The sequence below is a fragment of the Undibacterium sp. genome, from assembly GCF_030683615.1.
Lineage (GTDB): Bacteria > Pseudomonadota > Gammaproteobacteria > Burkholderiales > Burkholderiaceae_D > Undibacterium > Undibacterium umbellatum.
Genome location: NZ_JAUXQE010000004.1, coordinates 12,822 through 31,021, shown reverse-complemented (window position 1 = coordinate 31,021; position 18,200 = coordinate 12,822). Strand labels below are relative to the sequence as shown.

Annotated in this window: 23 protein-coding genes; 8 read left to right on the top strand and 15 right to left on the bottom strand. The window is 50.2% G+C overall.

Annotated features, from left to right (window positions below; genetic code table 11):
• Window positions 1–329: 329 nt before the first annotated feature.
• The 9 genes from Q8K39_RS01090 to rpsP form a co-directional block, all read right to left on the bottom strand.
• Entirely contained in the window at window positions 330–1,403 is a 1,074-nt protein-coding gene (locus tag Q8K39_RS01090; RefSeq protein ID WP_305257948.1) for an acyltransferase family protein, read from the bottom strand.
• A gap of 58 nt (window positions 1,404–1,461) precedes the next feature.
• The gene (locus tag Q8K39_RS01085) at window positions 1,462–2,031 is read right to left on the bottom strand and encodes a GNAT family N-acetyltransferase (RefSeq protein WP_305257947.1); all 570 of its coding nucleotides are present in this window, start codon (window positions 2,029–2,031) and stop codon (window positions 1,462–1,464) included.
• Window positions 2,028–2,501 (bottom strand): GFA family protein, encoded by a 474-nt coding sequence (locus Q8K39_RS01080; protein WP_305257946.1) that lies wholly within the window; start codon window positions 2,499–2,501, stop codon window positions 2,028–2,030. Before Q8K39_RS01080 ends, Q8K39_RS01085 begins: the two co-directional genes overlap by 4 nt.
• 92 nt (window positions 2,502–2,593) lie before the next feature.
• Window positions 2,594–3,544, bottom strand: a complete 951-nt coding sequence (locus tag Q8K39_RS01075; RefSeq protein WP_305257945.1) for a CobD/CbiB family protein — start codon at window positions 3,542–3,544, stop codon at window positions 2,594–2,596.
• Between the two features lie 276 nt (window positions 3,545–3,820).
• The gene (locus Q8K39_RS01070) at window positions 3,821–4,489 is read right to left on the bottom strand and encodes a CoA pyrophosphatase (protein WP_305257944.1); all 669 of its coding nucleotides are present in this window, start codon (window positions 4,487–4,489) and stop codon (window positions 3,821–3,823) included.
• A 126-nt stretch (window positions 4,490–4,615) separates the two neighbouring features.
• Window positions 4,616–4,999, bottom strand: coding sequence for a 50S ribosomal protein L19 (gene rplS / locus Q8K39_RS01065; RefSeq protein ID WP_186954768.1), 384 nt, complete (start codon window positions 4,997–4,999; stop codon window positions 4,616–4,618).
• Between the two features lie 132 nt (window positions 5,000–5,131).
• Window positions 5,132–5,878 carry a tRNA (guanosine(37)-N1)-methyltransferase TrmD gene (gene trmD, locus Q8K39_RS01060; RefSeq protein WP_305257943.1) on the bottom strand — a complete coding sequence of 249 codons (747 nt, stop codon included), beginning with the start codon at window positions 5,876–5,878 and terminating at the stop codon, window positions 5,132–5,134.
• Window positions 5,879–5,903: 25 nt separating this feature from the next.
• Window positions 5,904–6,446, bottom strand: a complete 543-nt coding sequence (gene rimM / locus Q8K39_RS01055; protein ID WP_186954770.1) for a ribosome maturation factor RimM — start codon at window positions 6,444–6,446, stop codon at window positions 5,904–5,906.
• A gap of 17 nt (window positions 6,447–6,463) precedes the next feature.
• Window positions 6,464–6,715, bottom strand: coding sequence for a 30S ribosomal protein S16 (rpsP, locus tag Q8K39_RS01050; RefSeq protein ID WP_110255824.1), 252 nt, complete (start codon window positions 6,713–6,715; stop codon window positions 6,464–6,466).
• A 184-nt stretch (window positions 6,716–6,899) separates the two neighbouring features.
• On the opposite strand from rpsP, the gene Q8K39_RS01045 reads away from it, so the two are divergent.
• Window positions 6,900–7,328, top strand: a complete 429-nt coding sequence (locus Q8K39_RS01045; RefSeq protein WP_305257942.1) for an NINE protein — start codon at window positions 6,900–6,902, stop codon at window positions 7,326–7,328.
• A 59-nt stretch (window positions 7,329–7,387) separates the two neighbouring features.
• Here the strand turns inward: Q8K39_RS01045 and Q8K39_RS01040 are convergent, their stop codons facing one another.
• The 5 genes from Q8K39_RS01040 to Q8K39_RS01020 all read right to left on the bottom strand — a co-directional run bounded on the left by Q8K39_RS01040 (window position 7,388) and on the right by Q8K39_RS01020 (window position 10,565).
• Entirely contained in the window at window positions 7,388–8,209 is an 822-nt protein-coding gene (locus Q8K39_RS01040) for a DUF2189 domain-containing protein (RefSeq protein WP_305257941.1), read from the bottom strand.
• Between the two features lie 92 nt (window positions 8,210–8,301).
• Window positions 8,302–9,279, bottom strand: a complete 978-nt coding sequence (locus Q8K39_RS01035) for a S9 family peptidase (RefSeq protein WP_305257940.1) — start codon at window positions 9,277–9,279, stop codon at window positions 8,302–8,304.
• Window positions 9,280–9,283: 4 nt separating this feature from the next.
• On the bottom strand, window positions 9,284–9,868 hold the full coding sequence (locus Q8K39_RS01030; RefSeq protein ID WP_305257978.1) for a TMEM175 family protein: 585 nt from the start codon (window positions 9,866–9,868) through the stop codon (window positions 9,284–9,286).
• A 16-nt stretch (window positions 9,869–9,884) separates the two neighbouring features.
• Entirely contained in the window at window positions 9,885–10,175 is a 291-nt protein-coding gene (locus Q8K39_RS01025; protein ID WP_186954773.1) for a TfoX/Sxy family protein, read from the bottom strand.
• Window positions 10,176–10,184: 9 nt separating this feature from the next.
• The gene (locus Q8K39_RS01020) at window positions 10,185–10,565 is read right to left on the bottom strand and encodes a tautomerase family protein (RefSeq protein WP_305257939.1); all 381 of its coding nucleotides are present in this window, start codon (window positions 10,563–10,565) and stop codon (window positions 10,185–10,187) included.
• A 226-nt stretch (window positions 10,566–10,791) separates the two neighbouring features.
• On the opposite strand from Q8K39_RS01020, the gene Q8K39_RS01015 reads away from it, so the two are divergent.
• Window positions 10,792–11,589: an ABC transporter substrate-binding protein gene (locus Q8K39_RS01015; protein WP_305257938.1), complete on the top strand. Its 798-nt coding sequence runs from the start codon at window positions 10,792–10,794 to the stop codon at window positions 11,587–11,589.
• Here the strand turns inward: Q8K39_RS01015 and Q8K39_RS01010 are convergent.
• Entirely contained in the window at window positions 11,586–12,710 is a 1,125-nt protein-coding gene (locus Q8K39_RS01010) for a DUF2855 family protein (RefSeq protein WP_305257937.1), read from the bottom strand. The genes Q8K39_RS01015 and Q8K39_RS01010 overlap by 4 nt on opposite strands.
• Before the next feature lie 256 nt (window positions 12,711–12,966).
• Between Q8K39_RS01010 and Q8K39_RS01005 the strand changes: the two genes are divergently transcribed.
• From Q8K39_RS01005 to Q8K39_RS00980, 6 genes are all read left to right on the top strand, one after another.
• A complete protein-coding gene (locus Q8K39_RS01005) occupies window positions 12,967–13,614 on the top strand; it encodes a hypothetical protein (protein WP_305257936.1) in 648 nt (215 codons plus the stop codon).
• The gene (locus tag Q8K39_RS01000) at window positions 13,611–14,288 is read left to right on the top strand and encodes an ABC transporter ATP-binding protein (RefSeq protein WP_305257935.1); all 678 of its coding nucleotides are present in this window, start codon (window positions 13,611–13,613) and stop codon (window positions 14,286–14,288) included. The genes Q8K39_RS01005 and Q8K39_RS01000 overlap by 4 nt, the downstream gene beginning before the upstream one ends.
• Window positions 14,285–15,502 carry an FtsX-like permease family protein gene (locus Q8K39_RS00995; protein WP_305257934.1) on the top strand — a complete coding sequence of 406 codons (1,218 nt, stop codon included), beginning with the start codon at window positions 14,285–14,287 and terminating at the stop codon, window positions 15,500–15,502. Before Q8K39_RS01000 ends, Q8K39_RS00995 begins: the two co-directional genes overlap by 4 nt.
• Window positions 15,503–15,516: 14 nt before the next feature.
• Window positions 15,517–16,257, top strand: a complete 741-nt coding sequence (locus tag Q8K39_RS00990; protein WP_186954780.1) for an outer membrane lipoprotein-sorting protein — start codon at window positions 15,517–15,519, stop codon at window positions 16,255–16,257.
• 2 nt (window positions 16,258–16,259) lie between these two features.
• Window positions 16,260–17,513 carry a hypothetical protein gene (locus Q8K39_RS00985; RefSeq protein ID WP_305257933.1) on the top strand — a complete coding sequence of 418 codons (1,254 nt, stop codon included), beginning with the start codon at window positions 16,260–16,262 and terminating at the stop codon, window positions 17,511–17,513.
• A 63-nt stretch (window positions 17,514–17,576) separates the two neighbouring features.
• Window positions 17,577–18,197, top strand: a complete 621-nt coding sequence (locus Q8K39_RS00980; protein WP_305257932.1) for a hypothetical protein — start codon at window positions 17,577–17,579, stop codon at window positions 18,195–18,197.
• Window positions 18,198–18,200: the final 3 nt, after the last annotated feature.

The following is an 18,200-nucleotide window of genomic DNA, read 5'->3' as shown; positions in this document are numbered from 1 at the left end:
TGATCCGCGAAGTAGATCCAGGTAGTAACGCAGATATGTGCGCAATCCCAATAGCCATGCCTGCATAATAACCAGTAGCAAAAGTGTAGTTCAAATAAGATGCGAGCATTCAGGCTGGGATATGCCTGGTAGTGACAATCCTGTTCCATGAAAATTCACTGTACTTATATCCTTATGTCGCATTTAAAAAAGCTTGGTATAAATTTGACGCCTCACCCATTTTATTACATCGGATCCTGAAAAGTGAAACCCAGGCTCAATCAAATGCAGTGCCTTGCGTACTATCATGAATCGTTTCAGCAAGCACAATCATGCTCACGGTTTTGCCGCTATGTCCCGGCACGCAGCCTGGGCGTATGTGCTTTCGGCAAAAGCAAGATGTACAAGAACTTGTATTTTTTGACCAGGCTTAATAAGAGCAAGGGTATTAGCAATCCAGCCAGCAATGCCAGGCTGGCGTTCAGGTAGGCATATGAATTCCAGCGCGCCAGAAGGGCAAATACCTTCCACTCTATCCATGAGTGAAAAATCATGATGAATAAACTGCTGGTGCCCAGATAAGCCAGTAGCTTACCCAGCTTGCCCGCATATTGCAGGCAGGCCGATACTGACAAGGCCAGATAGATGCCCAGCAAGGCCTGGGCAGTCGCTATCCACCAAGTACCATACTCACGCATATTCAAATCTATGGTTTCATCAAAAAAGAAATGCAGGGCCGCAAACAAGAGTAGCGCCACGATAAACGCCCAGGGCAGGAAGCGAAAGCGCATGACATAGTCGTGCATCACATAGCCGAGCAAGATGAAAGCTGTGCTGATGCCAATCAGGTCCAGGCTCCATGGCAAGCCAGGAAAATCATGTTGACGGTTGCCCAGCCAGAGATGCAAGCTGGCGAATTGTTGAACATCCAATTGACTGCAAATGCGCGTCACAACGATCCCGGCGGCAAGCAGAATACTTATACAAACTACCGGCAGCAATAAGCCTGCATGCACGCGATTTGCCAGGTGCAAGACTGACCAGGCCAATAGCATGGCCAGGAACAAGTGTGGCAAATACCAGAGCGGCACCCACTCTATGGTATTGCCTGTCGCATACAGCATGCCCAGCACATAAGTATGGGCATCCACTCCAGACAAGACTATACGCGCCAGCCCCCAGGCTGACAACACGACAAAGAACGGCTTCAGTAAGGCATCGGCCTTAAAGACCAGAAAATCTCTGAAGGCAGTATCCTGATGCAGGACGGCCCCTGACAAAAAGAAGAACAGGGGCATGTGGAAGGAAAAGATGATACGAAACAACTCACCATGATTGTGAGCGATGATCCAGTTATGCCCAAAGACCACCAGGATGATACCCAGGCCTTTAGCAATATCAATACTGGTATTTCGCTCAGACATAAACCTCCATCAAGGCAATGCTGCTGAATTCAATCTGGTGCTACACATTCTATTAATGCTATTTTTGTACATCATAAGTCAGACTGGCATGCCAGTCTTGCGACAACAAAGAATGTACCGCCGCCGCAACTGGCACGCCACCGACCATAAGGCGATTGCGGGCCATGCACTCCAGTTGTGCATGGAGTTTCTTCGCCACCGCAATACTAGCCAGATTGCCTTCAGCCACCACGATTTCCATACGGTTAAAACCCAGTTCCCTGAACCCGGCATCCACCAGCAACCCTGCTGCCTTGCTGGCAATTCCCCGTCCCTGGCATGATTGTCTGACCCAATAACCGAGATTGCAATAATTATGCAATTTGCTGATCATGTTCAAGCCTGCACCGCCCAGCAAGTTTTTGCCATCTTCGCTGAAGATGCCAAACTCGTAGGCGCTACCTTCTTCACGTGCCTTGTCACAAGCAACAAACCAGTCGCGCGCATGGTCGCTATTGAAGTCTACATGACACCAGCCCATCCAGCGTCCAACGGTTTCTACCGATTCACGAACTACTGCAGCAAACAGATCCGCATCATCAAGTTCATAGGCGCGCAGGCACATGCCGGGGGCAATGATTTTCTTCATTCTTCTTTCGTTTTATTCAGCAAATTTTTTTTCCAAGCTTCAAACAGAATCTGGAAATCGTCCGGGTTGCCCGTATAGTGCAAGCAATCTTCATCCAGATGCAACCAGGGCTGGACGCTGCTGGTCCAGATATGGGCGACAGGTTGCAAACTGCTGGTATCGTTCAGTGTACCCGGTTTAATACTGATGATTTCTGTCTGGCCCAGGAGGCGATGAAACATGCGTGTGCCACAAGTTGGGCAAAAGCTGCATTCCATCTCACGTCCCGAAGGCATTTTTCGCACCCATAATTTGGGCTGACCGGTCTTTAGCTGCATCTGCTGCAGGCGTATCCAGAGTGCCATGCCAAAAGCACTGGAAGATTGGCGCTGGCAATCCTGGCAGTGGCAAGCAAATAAGGTCAGAGACTCGCCACTAACGCGGTACTGCACCTCACCACATTGGCACTGGCCTTCAAAGATTTCAGACATGATGATGTTCCTTGCATGCTGGATATTGCCATAACTTTCAGATTCTTCACAACAAAAAGGCTGGCACTGTATTGACAGGGCCAGCCTCTAAATTATATCCAGACTGCGAAAGACAGGAGCAGGAGCAGTAGCATCCATAACAGCAAGGCACGCCATACCAGGCCAACGGCGCTTTGTAATGCACGCGGTGAGGCTTCTGCCCCCGGCTGGCTTTCCAGATCCAGGCTGTCAACGTCAACCGCTGTTGCATCCGCTTGCAAGACCATGGCTTTTTCTTCTGGCTCACCCAGGCGCACACCAAGGGCACCACCACCAGCAGAGAGGATGATGCCTACCAGCTCATCCGACCAGCGATCGGCATAATTGCGCCAGGAGTAAACCGCATCTTCAAAATTGCCGACCACGGCAAAAGCGACAGCAGTGAGGCGGGCAGGTACCCAGTCTATCCAGTAAAAGACTTTGGCTGCATAGATACCAAATTCTTCATTTTTCATATGCTCAGGCTCGTTCCAGGCGCGCGACAGGTATTCTGCTGCGCGATACATGACGGCACAAGCCGGACCAACTGGCATGAGAAACCAGAAGAACACACCAAACACATTGCGGTGGGTAGCGATCAATGAACGTTCTACGGCAAGACGGGATATCTCTGACACTTCCATGCCGGTGGTGTCCAAATGCGTCCACTCAGCCAGATAGCGCCTGGCAGCATCTTCGTCACCAGAGCTTAATGCCAATTGTATCGAGGTGAAATAATGGCTATAGCGGCGGAAACCCAGTGTCAGATAAACGATGAGCACATTCCACAGCAAGGCTGCAATCGGGTTCAGGCGCAGGCACAGCCAATAAATCAGGGCAGTTGGTAGTGTCAGCGAGGCAATGACTATCCACCAGCCCAAGCGACCATGCTTGACCTTGCCTGCATTAAAGGATGCTTCGATTTTGTTAGCCAGCGTCTGGATTTGCGTATAGATAGGGTTATCTGCCCGCAAGGGCTTGAGCTGCTCAATCAACAGCGCCAACAGGATAGAAATAAAGGTCATGGTAGACTGGGCTTATGTTGCAGCGCAATGCTGCAAACAATCAATTTGCAAATGCGGCAAGTGTAAACCGATTTGCCCAGATTATGAAGCTTTGTTCTAGTGCTCTGAGTTATTAATTCATTCAATAACAAATCTGGAGAAATCGTCACGAGGCAAGGAGCAAAGCACAGCAAGGCTGGTGCCTTGCGCGCATTTGAGACGCAGTATCGTGGCGATTTTCGCCGGATTTGTTGTATAAATTAGTAACTCAGGGCACTATCGGCAAGAGTTTAGGGGTCATGCACGCAGGAAATGAAACAGATTGCGCAGCATGCCCGCCGTTGCACCCCAGATAAAATGCTGCTCGTATGGCATGGCATAAAAATGCCGTTTGCCTGCATTGTCAGGTAAATCAAAGCTGCGGCGCTGGTGATTTGTGCCATCCATCAGGAAGCTCAGCGGCACTTCAAAAACCGAGGCAACTTCCGAGGGATCGCTACGTACGGGAAAACCAGGCATGATCAATGAGACGATAGGGCTGACCTGGTAGCCTGTACCAGTTTTATATTCTGGCAGACTCCCCAGAATTTCAACATATTCGCGTTGCAGGCCTATCTCTTCTTCTGCTTCACGCAGGGCCGTGGTGACCGGATCAATATCTTCTTCCTCAAAACGCCCACCGGGAAAGCTGATTTGCCCGGGATGATGGTTCAGGTGTGCAGCCCGCTCAGTGAGAAGCACGGTCAGGCCGTCATCATGCATGACGATGGGTATCAAGACCGAGGCCAGCCTGAAAGGCAGGTTTTTGGAGAAAAAACTTTCATCGACAACTTCTGGCGTCCATTCATGCTGTTGCAAGAAGCGTTGGCGCAACCAGGCTGGTGAGAGATGTGCCGCAGGCACAGCCGCTTCTTCACCCAAGGAATGGATAGGGAAAGTCTGGGGGTCAAAAACCGGTTTACTCACAATGACAATTAACTTTATTGTTGGTCTGGCTATTTTTTGGCTGGCATCGCAGAAAGCATTTGTCGCCTATTTTCCAATAAAAAAAGGATGCCTAAGCATCCTTTTTCAATACTGCAAGACCAGATATTACTCTGCTTTTGCTGCAACAACTTTACGTGCTGGCAATTTCTCTTTGATACGAGCAGATTTACCAGAGCGTTCACGCAGATAGTACAGTTTTGCACGACGTACATCACCGCGACGTTTCACTTCGATAGAAGCGATCAGTGGGGAGTACAACTGGAATGTACGCTCAACGCCTTCGCCGGAAGAAATCTTACGGACGATGAAGTTGGAATTCAGACCGCGGTTACGACGGGAGATAACTACGCCTTCGTAAGCCTGTGCACGTTTGCGAGTACCTTCAACAACGTTGACGCTCACAACTACTGTATCACCTGGCGCAAAGTCAGGGATGCTCTTGCCGAGGCGAGCAATTTCTTCTTGCTCTAATTTTTGGATCAGATCCATTTTTTACTCCTAAGACCATCTTGCCGACGCTGCAGAATCTGGTTCTGGCTGATGCCCGGTAGAGGATGGGGTTTAACATGTGAATCATTGAAGATTCACGCTTAAATATTTCAGCTCAAGAGCTGAAAATTACTACAAACTACTTAAAAAATTTTCGTCGGCACGACTTAACAAGCCCGCCGCACGCGCTGCAATGATTAAATCCGGACGCTTTAACTGACTGGCTTCCAGTGCACGCTGACGTCGCCACTTTTCGATTTCAGCATGATTACCACCCATTAAGACGGCTGGCACAACCTGATCTTCAAAGACTTCTGGCCTGGTGTAATGCGGGCAATCCAGCAAACCATTGACAAAACTGTCCTGCACTGCCGAGGCATCATCGTGCAAGACGCCAGGGATTTGCCGTATGACAGCATCCATCAGGGCCATCGCTGGCAATTCACCGCCAGACAAGACGAAATCGCCGAGGCTGATTTCTTCGTCGACGTAATTATCCAGCAGACGCTGATCTACTGCCTCATACCTGCCACATAACAAAACCAGGCCCGGCGTTGCCGCCAGTTGCATGACCTTTTCATGTGTCAGTGGTTTGCCCTGTGGTGACAGATAAATCACTTTGGGCACCACTGCAGACAAAGCAGTCTGGCGTGCCTTGGCAGACTCGATTGCGGTCTGCAAGGGTTTTGCCAGCATCACCATACCCGGGCCACCGCCATAAGGCCGGTCATCCACGGTACGATGCCTGTCAGTCGTGAAATCACGCGGATTCCACAGCTTTAATTCGCATTTTTGTTGCTCGAAAGCCCGCCTCGTTACACCTGATTGTGTAATGGCAGCGAACATTTCGGGGAACAGCGTAATGACATCAAATTGCATGCTTATGCCTTCTGATTGCATCACGTTAATAATCACTACCCCAGTCGACCTGAATTTTGCCTGCTTTTTGATCGACTTCCTTGACGAAAGCTTCTACAAAAGGGATCAGGCGTTCGTGTTTCGCCAGTTCATTTTCAGGCACATCCGCTGCCGCCACCCGTAAAATCGGATGCGCACCATTGTCCATCAAATCCCTGACCACACCTAAATTCTCACCCTGAAGATTATCTACCTGCAAACCTATCAGATCGAGCCAATAGAATTCACCGGACGCCAAAGCAGGAAAATGTTTGCGAGAAATTTGTACAGTCGCACCTTTCAGTGCTTCTGCGGCATTTCTATCAGGCACACCCACCAGCCGCGCAACTACATCTTCCCCCTGGATTTTAACTTCCAGACGGTCAACATCACGCAACTCAGGCTTATCCAACCACCAGGTTTTTACTGACATCAATGCGTCAGCGTCAGCAGAATAAGGACGTATCCTCACCCAGCCGTGAATACCAAATGCTCCCGAGATATAGCCAACCAGGACCAGATCATCAGGAGCATGGACTGCAGCAGTCATGATACAGCTTGCAGCGATTAAGCTGCTGCTTTACCGGACTGAGCTACCAGGCGAGCAACTGCTGGAGACAATTGAGCACCAACGCCTTGCCAGTAAGCCAAGCGATCAGCTGCAACGCGTACTGTTTCTGCATTGCCAGTAGCTACTGGATTGTAGAAACCGATGCGCTCGATAAAGCGACCATCGCGACGATTACGGGAATCAGTTGCAACGATGTTGTAAAAAGGGCGCTTTTTTGCGCCACCACGAGCTAAACGAATAACGACCATAATATTTCCAAAAAATGTCTGAACGCGGAAAAAGCTGTAGATTATAGCCCGCTTCTTGAGCAAGTCGCAAGAACTATCCCACTTTTCCCATCCTGCACCCTGTTTTTATCTATCTGCGTGACAAATGCGACACACTTCACAGGCATAGCATACAATCACAGCTCCGACTTTGATGGTTTTAGCAATGACACTCACCGATAAAACACCGCATAAAAATAAAACCCTGGCAACTCTTCTGGCAGCCGTATTCGGCGCAATAGGCTTGCACCGTTTTTACCTGTACGGTAAAAAAGACAAATGGGGTTGGTTGCATTTCATGACACTGCCGCTTAGCATGACTATCCATTATTTCTATTTTGGCAAACCAGAAATAGTGCAATATGGTTTCTTGTTACTGTCTTTCCTGATCGCCATTCTGGAAGCGCTGGTGATCGGTTTAACACCGGATGAAAAATGGGATGCCCGTCACAATGGCAAATCCGGCAAAACCAGCGAATCCAACTGGCCGCTGGCAGTTTTGCTGGTACTGACATTGGGTGTGGGTGCTTTTTCACTGATTGCAGCCATCGCCCGTACTTTTGACCTTTTGTATACTGGTGGTGCTTACGGTTGAGAAGTTCATCTCAAGTTAACAAGCCACGATACTTCGTGGCTTTTTTATTCCCAAACAGATTAACGGTCTGCCTCCGTACCCACCACGTCTTTATAGGCATGCCAGGTAGCGTGACCTATGATGGGCATGATGACAAGAAAACCAATATTCCAGCTCATGAATCCCACGACGACACTGGCGATAATGATGGAAGACCAGACCATAGTGACAGGCACATTGATGAACAAGGCTACACAACTGATGATCATGGCGGTGATCGCATCGGTATCGCGATCCAGCATTAAAGGTATGGATACCCAGCTAATGGCAAATACCAGACTGGCAAAGACAAAGCCTATGCAAAGATAGACAGCCAGGAATTCAAGATTATTCAGAGAGAATAGCTGCGACAGGAAATGCTGCATGGTCGGCATGCCTTTGTTATAGAACAGGGCAAAAATCACCAGCGAAGCACGTGCCCAGACCATCATGATAACTGCCAGCACCAGCGCCAGCACGCCGATATTACTCCAGCGCCCGCGCATGGAAAAGACACTGCCCAACAAGCCGGAACGTACATTTTCAAGCCGGCGGCTGATGTCGTACAGTCCAAGAGCCAGCAAGGGGCCGACCAGCAGAAAGCCGCAAGTCAGGGCAGACAAATATTCAGGCGCATTGTTCAACACCAGTTGCAACAACAGACCCATGGCAGCAAAACAGACTCCATAAAAGATGCTGGAGCCACCAGATGCACGAAAGTCTTGCCAACCCAGTTTTAACCAAACAAAAGGCCGGAACATGCCCACCCTTCGCAGCGGTGGAAATGCCGCTTCATTGTCGATAACGGTCTTGATATCGGGCGGCGCACTATCCCCGCCCCTGCCTTGCGATTGATTTGCCATTCTGTCCCCATTTGTCTATGTCCGCTTCTTTGATGCGGATCAATATCCATCCTAAGTCAGTCTGGCATGAATGGCAAACTATCTCATGATTATTACTTCTTCATTAGCTTTTCACGCAAAAAATCATTAAGCTTGACCACCAACTCAGATGCCAGAGGCAAGGCTGGGTCACTATAAGACGCCATTTGCTGTGCCATGTCACCGTTGATAGTTTTTAATACATGATTCATATCCTGCACCAGCAAAATGCTGGCATCTGGACTGGCTAGTTTCAAGGCTGACAGTTGCTGGGTATCCACCTGTATATCCTTTGCGCCCTGAATCAAGAGAATGGGGCAAGTCAGCTTGCCTATTTCTTTTTCAGGCGTGTAATGAAACCAGGAAACAAGATAGGGCTGCACACTTTCGCGGTATAAAGAATTTAACTCTGGCGGAACTTCTTTGTAGATTTTCCCCGCTTGCAAAGACGTAAGAATCTCGTCATTTTTTGCCGCTAATGCCGGCGGCAATTTACCCTGCAATTGCTGACGTAATACATCAGCTGCATTTTTTGCCGGGCCAGCAATTGAGATAAGCGCTTTGACAGGCTCTTGCTGCGCAGCCAGCATGGCAATCAAGGAACCCTCGCTATGGCCCAGAATCGCCACATCAGAAAAACGTGCATCTGCCTTCAACAAGGTTAGCCAGGCCACTGCATCCTGCACATAGGTTTCAAAACGCAGTTCGGCTTCAGATGTTGCAGCGGCTTTGCTGGCGGCAACGCCACGCTTGTCAAAGCGTACTGAGGCAATCCCTGCTTGTGCCATGCTTTCTGCCAGCATTTTCAGAGAGTTATTCTTGCCTTTCAAGCCAGCTGAATTACCATCCCTGTCTGTGGGGCCTGACCCGGCGATGATCAAGACCACGGGCAATTTGCCTTTACTGGCTGGCAATTGCAGGCTACCGTCGATTTTCCCGGTAGCGCTGACAAGTACGATATTCTGATCATTGCCTGACTGATCGGTCGCCAGGCAGGGCATGCAAGTAAACAGGCCAGCCAACACGATGTTGGCAAATACGATAAGACGCATGCGCTTATTCCTCGTGATTCTTCAAAGCTATTTCTATACGACGGTCAGGTATCAGCCATATCATGGCCATCGCTACATACAGGGCCATCGATAGCAAGGGATACCAGAAAGCCAGAGGGATGGCGGTTGCGTACGTGATAGGCGAGAGCTTGCCCTTCCAGTCTGCACCTACGGCTTTTTTCAATAAAGAATCTTCACCCTGGGTGGCGATGATCTGTTGCTGCAAAATGAAATAAGCAATCGCTGCCATCAGCAAAACCACACCATACAAGGCTGCTGGTGCAGAAGCAAAATGATTTTCACCTACCCAACCAGAAGCAAATGGGATGAGCGACAGCCAGAACAACAAATGCAGATTGGCCCACAAAATGCCGCCCGTCACCTTGCGGCAGGTATGCAGCATGTGATGATGATTATTCCAGTAGATGCCAACGTAGACAAAGCTCAGGATGTAGCTCAGAAATACCGGCCATACAGGCAGCAGCGCGTCCAGCGTCCCGCCATGCGGTACTTTCATCTCCAGCACCATGATGGTGATCAATATCGCAATAACACCGTCGCTAAAGGCTTCCAGCCTGGTTTTTCCCATCATTATTTACCTCTCTTTATTTAATGTCCGATGATTTATTCTGATTGGCCTGACTGTCTAGTGCCAACAGCAAACTACTGCGATGAAAGCGCGATATCTCTTGCCAGGGTATCCCCGTCAGCGCCGACTCCAGTCCCCACAGCAAATTCAGGCTGGCGCGACTATCGTTTTGGCGCACCAGTAAAAACGCACCTACCGATCCAAGTTCCTGCAATTGTTCCACCGTCGTAATACCGACTTTGGCAAGCATCATTGCCGACTTGGGCCCTAAGCCCTTCTGTGCTGCGATAGCACCATTCTCAAACATGCAGCAAGCTCATACGTGGATCAGTCGACCGCCCGCGAATGACCAGTTTTCCCATGACGTTTCCTTGAAACAGACCATGATGTTCTCTGGGTTCATGCTCTTGTCAATAAGTCGCTTCATCAGGCTGTCCAATAATTTTTTCTTGACCTGTACACTGCGCCCAACCGACCAGAGGATTTCTATCAAGACGAAATCCTGATTTCTGCCTTTGTGCAGATCGGGATAATGCGTATCAAAACGGAAATTTTCCGCATCCAGTTCCAGTATGCGCTGAAATTTGTCTTTCTCAGGAACTCCCGCCTCTACCAAGGCGGCATGCACAGCATTCAAGACAGTCTCTTTAAAAAGCAGGGACTTGGGCTTGCAAACAGTGATAGTAACCAGGGGCATGATGTCTCCTTTTTACGCAAAAAGTAACATTGAAAATCCTGGCGCTATCTTAGCAAATTAATTAGCTCTTTTTAAAATCTGCCAAGCTTCCAGCCTGTTATTTTCGATCTTTCTGCATCGATTGCCAAAGTTTCGTCTTGCTTAACAAATCCTTACTTTAAGCAACTATACAAGCCTGCCATGGCAAAGGTATCATCGACAAATCGTTCCCGGACAAAAAGATTGCATGCCAGTTAAGTATCCCGCCATTTTCCATGCTTATGCTCGCGTTACAGCAATCGTGCTTTGTTTTTGCTCTCTGCCATCAGCAGTTCATGCCAAGACCGTGCTGCCTTTATTGCTGGCAGAAACTCGCACTGAAAATGGTGAAATTGCCCCCATACGGCCAGAAAATCAAAAAATCATCGCCTATTTTGAGCGCAGCATGGATGTGCAGTTTGATGTGCGCCGCTATCCCCTGCCGCGTGTCATAGAAAACATAGGCAAGGGTGAGGGCCTGGGTTTTGGCTTATCAAAAAGCAGTGAACGACTGAAAACCATGCGTTATTCAGAGCCGGTTTTCTCAGACTTTGTCTGGGTCGTCGTCAGGGACGACGCCACAATGCAATATTCAGGCATACAAGACTTGCAAGGGAAATCCGTGGGCATCGTCAGAGGCATACGCTTTGGCGACGAAATAGATAAAATGCGCAATGTCATCTTCAAGGTAGAAGAAGATCAGCCACAAACCAGTTCGCGCCTGAAGAAGCTCTTGTCCGGGCGCATGGATGTCATGCTGGTGAATTCACGCCTGCCCAATGCCAGGGATCTGGAGGCAGAACTCAATCTTTATCTGAATGAGAAAAACTTGCGCAGCGACACCCAGATGAATTTTGGCGTCAAGGTGTTTGCCAAGCCTTTGCTGGTTGACCCCATCCATTTTACTGCCAGCATCAATACCAGGGCAGAAGTCATCAACAAGATCAACGCAGCCATCATCAGGGGCAGGAAATCTGGTGATTTGCCTGCTCTCTGGAAAAATTAAGCAGGATCAACGCTGAGCAAAGTAAGCACATTGCCCTGATCCGGCCGGGCGGCTCCACTCAGCATATCATCATAGACTTGCCGCACTGCCGCCTCACCCTGTCCATGGATAACTTGCATCCATGGCTTTTCTGCGCTCATCACCGGCTGCATGAAGGCTTGCCAGGCCAGCGCCAGACGGGACTGCACGCCATTCGGCCCCCAGTCTGTCATGCGCTTTTTGATTTGTGCCGGTGCAAAGAACAGCGTGGGTTTGGCACCGGGCAGGTTGGATGCGCCGCTCAACTCTTCCCAGTGCGTGCCACCAACAGCACAGCTATACTTCATGTTGTCTTTAAAATGATGATGCAACTGGCTGCGCAATTGGCCATTGCCTGCCATATCAACATATACCACGGCTTGATCAGCACTTAATTCAGTCACTTGCCCGTAGCTGATGACTTCATCATAGATCGCCATATTCCGCACAAATTCCAGATTGCCTGCGGAAGTCAGGCCGATGATCTTGCAAGCTTTATCCTTGCGCAACGAGAGCATAAACGCCAGGCCATAAGCAGTTTTGCTGGATGCACTGGAGATCAGCACTGTCTGCGCGCCGAAGAACTGATTGTCATCAAGAAAATCATCAATCATGAAGGAAGTGATGAACAAGGGTCTCAACAAGACTTGTACGTCTTCTGATTCCTTGGTGTAGCCAGGGTCAGTACTGGTTCTGACATAGTGATTGTATAAACCATGCATGGCTTGCCTGTGCTCTGCTCCATCAACAAAACCGCCAGGCGCAACCCGCGTTGCCTGCACTGTCAGATGGGTAGCCATGGGATAGTAGCCATAGAAGCGTTCACCGACCTCAACTCCTTCGGCTTTCGATGCCAGCACGTCGCCAAAACCCCAGACCGGGATATTGCCCCAGCCTTCGTCTGTAGGAAAAAAGTTCCAGTAATGCATGGCTGTGCCAAAGGCCGCATAAGTCACGTTATTTGATGTAAAAGCAAAACGCTCCACTTGCAACACTACTTGCCCTTCTTGCAACTCTGCCTCTGCAGGCACATGCAGGGGTTTGAATCTGGATTCCAGTAAATCGCTTTTATTAACAATAAATTCTTTGGCTGGGTTTTTCATGGTCTCGTCGCTTTTTTGTTAAGGAATTTATACTCAAAATCTAGTATTGCATGATTCAGGAAAATTTTCCTGCCTTGCCAATATTTCCATAAAAACAAAACTCCTCGCGCACGGCCCCAGCCATTCGCGCCACGTTCCCTACCGTTCACGGCAAACTTCCTAGCCTCGTCGCATCTGCGTTGTGAGTAAAGCGTGCGCTCTTTAATCTCCTCCCTGTCGCAACACCAAACACGTTTGATACTTACAGGAGATTCATATGCGCACCCGTCACTTTACTATTGGAAAAAAATTTCTTTTGACAACTAGCCTGGCATTGCTGGTCAGCAGTCAGGCCATGGCATTTTCTGAGCCTGAGTTTAAGACTGCCTTCCAGCAATTCACGCAGTCTGGCAAAGGTGGTGAAGAAGCCACTGCGAATGCCTTCAATGAATTGCTCAAGCAAGACCCCACCAGCCCCTTGATCATGGCCTATGCAGGTGCCAGCACAGGCAAACTGGCAGTCACCACCATGTTCCCCTGGAAGAAAATGTCGTATGCAGAAGATGGCATGGCCATGCTGGAAAAAGCCCTGCAACTGGCGGCAGCCAATGAAAATGCCCAGGGTCATGGCAGCACGCCAGTGATACTGGAAGTCAAATTTGTCGCCGCAAGCACTTTCCTGGCAGTACCTGCCTTTATGAACCGTGGTCCGCGTGGTGCCAAGCTCTTGAATGAAGTGCTGGAACACAAACAATTCGACAAGGCAGAAACTGGCTTTCGTGGTTCTGTGCTGATGCGTGCAGCCAGCCTGGCGAATGAACAAAAACGCCCGGAGGATGCAAAGCGTTATCTGAATGAAGTGGTCAAACAAAATGCACCTCAGGCAGAAGCCGCCAAAGCCATGCTGAAAGGCATCCCATCATGAGCCTGGCACCTGCCATAGAACTGCATGCGGTTCATAAAACCTACAAATTGGGTGCTCACGTCGTCAAGGCATTGCAAGGTGTAGACCTGACACTGCAGCGCGGTGAATTGCTGGCCCTGACCGGCCCCTCCGGCAGCGGCAAGAGCACGATACTGAATCTGTGCGGCTTGATAGACCATGCTGATGCTGGCGATATCTTGCTGAATGGCGTCAACATCAAGCTATACAATGAAACGCAAAAGACACTACAAAGACGCGACACCATAGGTTTTATTTTTCAAAGCTTTAATCTGGTTCCCGTCATGACGGTGGCAGAAAATGTGGATTATCCGCTCTTCCTGACGGGCGTGCCAGCAGCAGAACGTCGCGAGCGGGTGGCCGCCCAATTGAAGGCAGTTGGCCTGCATGAACATGCCCAACATTTGCCTGATGCTCTCTCTGGCGGCCAGCGTCAAAGGGTGGCAATTGCCCGCGCCCTGATCAAACGCCCCAGTCTGGTGATTGCCGATGAACCCACAGCCAGCCTGGATTCACACACCGCCGACCAGGTGCTGGACCTGATGCGTGAACGAGGTCATGCCGAAGGCGTGGCCTTCATCATCGCCAGCCATGATAACCGCCTTACTAGTCGCAGTGACCGCATTGTGTCATTGCTGGATGGGAGATTGCAATGAAACTCAGCTGGCTCAAATTTGCCTTTTACAACACCCTGCGCAACCGCCGTCGTTCTGGCATCACCGTAGTCATCGCTGCGCTGGGCACAGCCGCGATCTTGCTGGCCGGTGGTTTTGCCTATTCGACTTATGAAGGTCTGGCGCAAATATCAGCACGCAGCACTGGTCACCTCATCATAGGCAAACCCCAGCACTTCACCAGTGACCAGGATGTTCCCCTGCAATATGGCCTGGAAAATGCGGCAGCGCTGCAAAGCAAGCTGCTGGCAGACCCGGCCGTGCGTTACGTCTTGCCGCGTATAGAATATAGCGGCCTGATCAGCAATGGCGACAAGTCCACCATCATGATGGCAGTTGGAATAGACCCAGATGCTGAGTTTTCGGTCAAAGGCCCTACTCTGACATTGAAAGAAGGTGAATTCCTGCAAACCGAGTCTGCAGAAGCTGAAATCGTATTGGGTGAAGCACTGGCACGCAGCCTGAAAGCCAAACCCGGCAGCAGCCTGACACTGATGGCCAGCACCACAGATGGTGCATTGAATGCAGTTGATGTCACCGTCAAGGGCCTGGTATCCACCGGTGTACCAGACCTGGATAAACGTCTGGTGTATTCAAATATCAAGACCGCACAAAAACTGTTGAATACCCAGCGCATTTCCAGCCTGGGAGTGTTCCTGAACTCCATGGATGCGACCCTGCCAGCGCAAGCCAGGCTGGAAAAAACCTTTCCTGAGCTGACAGTACAAAACTGGCTGGAACAAGCTTTCTTCTATAAATCTGTACGCGATTTGTATAACCGTATATTTGGTGCACTGGGTGCCATCATCAGTGTCATCGTGGTGTTCGTGGTTGCCAATGCCATGGCCATGGCCATCATAGAACGTACCCGTGAAGTCGGTACACTGCGCGCCATGGGCACTCTACCAGGTCAACTGATACGCAGTTTTTCATTTGAAGGAATGATACTGGGTGGCACAGGTGCCATAGTGGGCGCGGCCCTGGCGATCACGGTTGCCTTGCTGCTGACCATATTTCCGGTACAGATGCCACCACCACCGGGACGATCCAGCGGCTACCCATTACTGATCACGATTGATGCCGCCATGTATGCCATCACGGTATTCATGATGATTGCTTTGTCCATGCTGTCGTCAGCCTTAATCGCCCGCAAAACCCTGCGCCAACCTATCGTCGATGCACTGGCACATAACTAAGACAGGAACAAAAAATGAAAACAGCTATACACATCGCCACCTTGCTGCTGGCAGCTACCACAGGCCTTGCCAGGGCAGATGAAGTCAGTGACTACCTGAAAACGGCAGATCAATTCAGAGTCGGTACAGAAAACATGCAGGTAGAAACAGAGATCACCACCTTTGCCAAAGATGGCAGCAAGGAAAAGGAAAGAAACTACCTGGTGTTTTCGCAAGCCAATCATCAATCTCTGGTCTTGATGAAAAGCCCGGCAGAAAAAGGACAAAAAGTCTTGATGCTGGGTGATGATTTCTGGATGCTTTTGCCCGGCAGCCAGCGGCCTTTGCGCATCACACCTATGCAAAAATTGCTGGGGGACGCCTCTATCGGCGATATCGCCACCATGAGCTGGTCGCAAGATTACACAGGCAAGATAGTTGGTGAAGAAAAATGCAATGACAAGCCCTGCATACACCTGAGCCTGAATGCCGTCCGTAAGTCCGTCGCCTACCAGCGCATAGAACTGTGGCTGGGCAAGACCCGCCATGAGCCGATCAAGGCAGACTTATATGTGCAATCAGAAAAACTCGCCAAGCAGGCCAGCTTTGTCCTCGACAAACCGCAAGCACCAACTGCAGTGTCTGAAATGATCTTGCTGGATCAATTGAGCAGCCACAAAGAAACGCGCGTGCGCTATCTCAGCCGCAAGCAAAAGACCGTGCCTGAACAATGGCTGAACCCCATGTTTTTGGCCAAAAACCCCAGTCTGGAGTAGACATGGTTAATTTGAAAACCCCTGCCTTGGGTGCCCTGCTGACAGCCCTGCTCTGCACACCTGCTGTTGCCTTGGCTGAGGATGCAGACTTCAGCGGTCAGGTGCGCGGCCTGCTCAATAGCTATTCCAGCAATAGTGCCAGCAAGTTAGCAATTGCCAATCAACTCGCCCCTGGCTTGAGCAACAAGAATACACTATTGGGTGTAGTGGAAACCGAGTTGCGCGCCAGTGGCAAAGGCATTACTGCTGTCGCCACCTTGCAGGGGCAAATGAATGATGGCGGACGCACCCAGGCCACAGCATGGCTAAATGAACTCTATGGCAGCCTGGGTGATGGTGCATGGCAGTTCAGTGCTGGTAAAAAAACCATCGCCTGGGATGTTGGTTATGGTTTTCGCCCGAATGATGTGGTGGCACAGGAAAAACGTCGTTCGCTGATCAGCACCACGGTGATAGGCAAGCCTTTGGCAAGTCTGGAGTATTTCAACTCAAATACGTCTGTGTCCATGGTCTGGGTCAATCCCGGCCATGCAGCAACCACCGATGTGGCGGACGAGCAAGCCCTGGCAGCACGGATTTATCACCATAATGGCGGTGTGGATCTACATGGCTTTGGCCGTTATGGCCAAAAGAGCGGTGGCAGCCTGGGTGCTGCTGCATCCTGGGTCGCGACAGATGAAATGGAGGTACACGGCTCTTTGCGCTTCATGCAAAGAAACACAGGCTTGCGAATGAATGCAGATACCCCGCTGTTACAGCGCAACAGCCCATGGCAAAACAATACCCAAAATAATGTCGTACAGGCCATGCTGGGCGCGAACTATACGACAGAGTCACAGCACAGCTTTTTCATCGAAGCCTGGTGGGATGGCACCGCCTTGTCTGACCGCGATTGGCAAAACTGGAACAAGCGCAACCTGACTTTGCAGGGTAGCGTCAATTATTTGCCACAAATGCAGCAAGTGATTGGCTATAACCTGGCATGGCAAAACCAGGCATTGTCAGCCTCTGGCAATATCCGTCGCAAGAATGTGTTTGCACGCTGGAGCTGGCAAGAAAATGGCTGGCAACCTTCGCTGGATGTACTGTGGACCCCAGAAGACAATGGCCGCATCGTCACAGCAGCCCTGGGCTGGCAGGGTGACCGCATCAGTATCAATGGCGGTGTGCGTTTTTATGGCGGCCCCAGCAAGGCAATACTGGCGCAATTGCCAGACAGCAGAACAGCTTACATTTCTGCCACCTGGGCATTTTGAGTGTTGGGGTGCCTGGATTCAGCGATAATAGCGGCTTGTTCCAAGTTCACCGAAAGCTGCCCTATGTCGAAATCCCATGTTGATGCGAATTACCGTTTCATCGCTGCCAGCCAGGAAGTCAATACCCGCATCGCGCAAAGACATCAGGCGCTGGCCTTGTATGTGACCCTGGTGGTCAGCCTGCTGGCCGCACTGGTGGCCTTGAAGCCCGGCGAGCCTAGCAGCAAACTGCCCATCGAGTGGCTGGTGATGGGTTTTCCCGTGGCATCCATCTGCCTGACATTTTTGAATTACAAGGCAGAACGCTCGATCACGAATTTGCGCCATTTCCTTGCCACACTGGAAAGGCTGGAAGATGCCCACCTGCACCTGCCCAGCTATAACACTGACCCACGCTGGGCCAAGAGTGCCAACAAGGCCAGGCGCTTTCAGGATTACGCCTGTGCAGTACTGGTAGCCGCTGCCAACGCCATTGGTCTGGGTGCAGTTACCCATATCTACCCTGAGCGTATCGCCGCCAACCAGTTTGTCCTCTGGATCAGCGCCATCACAGCACTGGCATCTTTATTTATTTTGCTTGTCATGCCAGCCTGGAGTTATCGCCCTGACCGTGAACTGGAAAAGCAAACAATTGTGGAGGAAGACGTGAAGGACGTTAACAATAGTCCAGACCAAAAAGACTAGTTC